2 protein-coding genes are annotated in these 2,898 nt (G+C 42.1%); both read left to right on the forward strand.

The features are described from left to right. Positions 1–2,222 (forward strand): RHS repeat-associated core domain-containing protein (locus HMPREF9184_RS00355; RefSeq protein ID WP_000311751.1); only part of this gene is annotated, 2,222 nt, incomplete at its 5' end. Beyond that, positions 2,212–2,595, forward strand: a complete 384-nt coding sequence (locus tag HMPREF9184_RS00360; protein WP_000428470.1) for a hypothetical protein — start codon at positions 2,212–2,214, stop codon at positions 2,593–2,595. The genes HMPREF9184_RS00355 and HMPREF9184_RS00360, both read left to right, overlap by 11 nt. Positions 2,596–2,898: the final 303 nt, after the last annotated feature.

Raw genomic sequence — 2,898 nt, forward strand, 5'->3', positions numbered from 1 at the left:
ACTCCCTCTTCTGGTATGGCTTTAGTCAGAATGTCCTCCAAGCTCTATCCACATTACCGCAAACAATAGGAAGCATCTGGCACAGCATCTTTGACGATGTGTCGACAGCCTACCACCAGAAAGTGGCTAAGGACCGAGCAACCAAGGAAGGTATCGTCGTCAACCCACCAGAACTTGGGAACTTACCGGGTCAGGGAGAAGTGACCTATGCCAGTCAGGTTCAGGATGTCCTGATCCCTTACACCACACGAGAGGATACCTACAACTACTACGAGGAACGCAACTATGTCAACGATGTCAATCGTGAACATACAGAGGTCCTCGAAACCTATGACCATGATGGCAAGGCCCGTGAGACCTATAGCTATGGCAAGGGAAGAGCCAGCTACCTCAACAACCAAACAGGTGACAGTTACAACTACTTGACCAATCAGTCAGGCTCTGTGACAGGTTTGACCAAGGATGGACAAGCCGTCGCATCCAGTCGCTATCATCTCTATGGGGCAAGAAAGACAAGCACAGACACAACAGGCAATCGCTTTGCCTATAACGGTGAAGCTCGCGACGATACTGGACTTGACTATTTACGCGCAAGGTATTATGATAGTCAGGGAGGTACTTTCTTAACCGAGGATAGCTACCCAGGTGAGGACACAGACCCTCTCAGTCAGAACCGCTACAGCTATGTGCAGAATAACCCTGTCAACTATACCGACCCGAGTGGGCACTTCTGGAACAGTATCAAAAAAGGCTGGAACTATGTTAAAAAGACGGCCTCTAATGCTTGGAATGGTGTAAAACGAGTCGCCTCTAATACATGGAATACGGTAAAAAGAGTGGCCTCAAACACATGGAATGGTGTGAAGAGTTTCGCATCCAAGGCTTGGAATGCGACCAAGAGTGCTTTCAACCACGCAACTAACTGGGTCAGCACCCAATTCAATCGCGCATCGAATTGGGTTGGCAGACAGTGGAATAAGGTTCAAACGGCCTACAATAGTGCTAGTGACTATGTACAAACGAAATACCAGCAAACAGTAGCACAGATAGAGGCTAAGCGCCAACAAGTGGTTCGGTCTGCCTATGCGCTGGCAACAGGCTTGAGCTCTTCCCCAACCATCCGAGAAGGTATGAATCTCCTTCGAAACTGGGGTACAGCCTTGCAAAATACCTTGAAACATGTCTGTACAACAGCTGAACGAGTCAAGAATCAAGTCGTTGATTTCGTGAAAAATGTCGACTGGAAGAAGGTTGCCGTAACTGCGGGGGCTATCGGTGTCGGTATTGCGCTTACCGTAGCGACTGGAGGTCTTGGAGCACCTGTAGCGATGGCTATCGGTGGTGCAGCCTCTGGAGCAATCATCTCAGGATATGATGCCTATAGTTCTGGCCAACGTGGTTGGGAATTGGTTGGCTCGATTGCCAAAGGAGCAGGAACAGGTGCTATCTCAGGTCTTATTGGCGGCCAATTGATGGGAGCAGGAGCTGGTCTAGCAACCAATGTGACCCAAAATATTGGCAATCAAGCAGTTCGACAAGTTGCCAAGATTGGAGTGGAATCTGCGGTTGAGACTGCGATTGACACAGGTATTGATTTGGCCACAGGAAATAAGATTACTGGTCAAACAGTCGCCATGAACTTTGCCTTTAACACCTTTACCAACGGAGCAGGTAGTGTGTCTCCTAAGAAGGCTCCTAAGGCTGATGTGGTGACGACGAAGCCAAAATCAGGGGATGTAGCAGTCACGAGACCACGCAAGGATGTAACCCCTGTTCAGCAACTAGCATTGCCTGGGCCGACTAGTAAACCTGTATCATATTCACAAGTAACGTTACCTCATCCTATGGATAAAGCAAATTATTCCCAGAAGACCTATAGTAATAATTTTAGTGCATATGGATCGCAAAAATATTCTGATGTTGCTGGTTATGAGATAAAAACTGTGGATGATTTAGCACAAGCAATAAAAAATAAAGATGTGTCTGTTTCGGATCTTCCTGTGGAGTATATTAATAGAGATGGTAATGTTTTAATTCAAAATACAAGAACCTCTCAAGCGTTAACAGTTGCAGGAGTTCCTAGAAATCAGTGGCATGTAACTAATAATACTGGTAGTCCATTACATGAAAAACTACTGGATGAGCAGTTATTACGTAATAAACTAACTTCGGAAGGAATTTCTACTGTAAGACGTAGCGGGGGTACGAATAATGGAAAATAAAATGATATACACTCTTCCAATGTTTTCTTCACTTTTATCTGAGTTACCTCAAATAACTTTTTCAGGTACAAATATTTGTATCAACTTAAAGGGATATGATTATGATGACATATATTCAGAAGTTGAATTGATATTTCAAGAAGTCCACTATTTTTCAAAAGCAAACGCATTATTTTCTGTAGATACAATTGAAGCTTATGATAAAGTTTTAGAAATATTTAATTCATCAATTATATTACAGTTAATGGAAGCGAACAGGCATCTTTTTGAAGAAATTAACAAGCTCCAAGAATTAAAGCATTATTCTTTATATCTTGATGGTTATGATGGATATAATATAGTCTGCAAGTCCATAGAAATCAAAGAGTTATAAGATTTTAAGAAATCAAACAATTAGCAAATTAGAATTATATTTCGCTTAGCATAAAAGAAAGTACTTGAGAATCAATTTTTTCAAGTACTTTTACTGTTCAATAGGTATAAAAGTCCCAACAATATTTCTAATAATGCGAGAATTATCTTCATAAGTTATAAATATTTCAGGATAGTTGTCATTCAAAGAAATTATTTCAAGATAAAGTTTCTCAATAGAAACAGAGCTATTCCAAAATAATGCATACACAGCCCCAAGTGGGGACCAACACTCCCTCTTCTGGTATGGCTTTAGTCAGAATGT

Origin of the sequence: Streptococcus sp. oral taxon 058 str. F0407 (assembly GCF_000235485.1) — a bacterium.
Lineage (GTDB): Bacteria > Bacillota > Bacilli > Lactobacillales > Streptococcaceae > Streptococcus.

Coding starts and splice junctions, on each gene's coding strand:
- HMPREF9184_RS00360 (WP_000428470.1), top strand. CDS start 2,212: ATGGAAAATAAAATGATATACACTCTTCCAATGTTTTCTTCACTTTTA.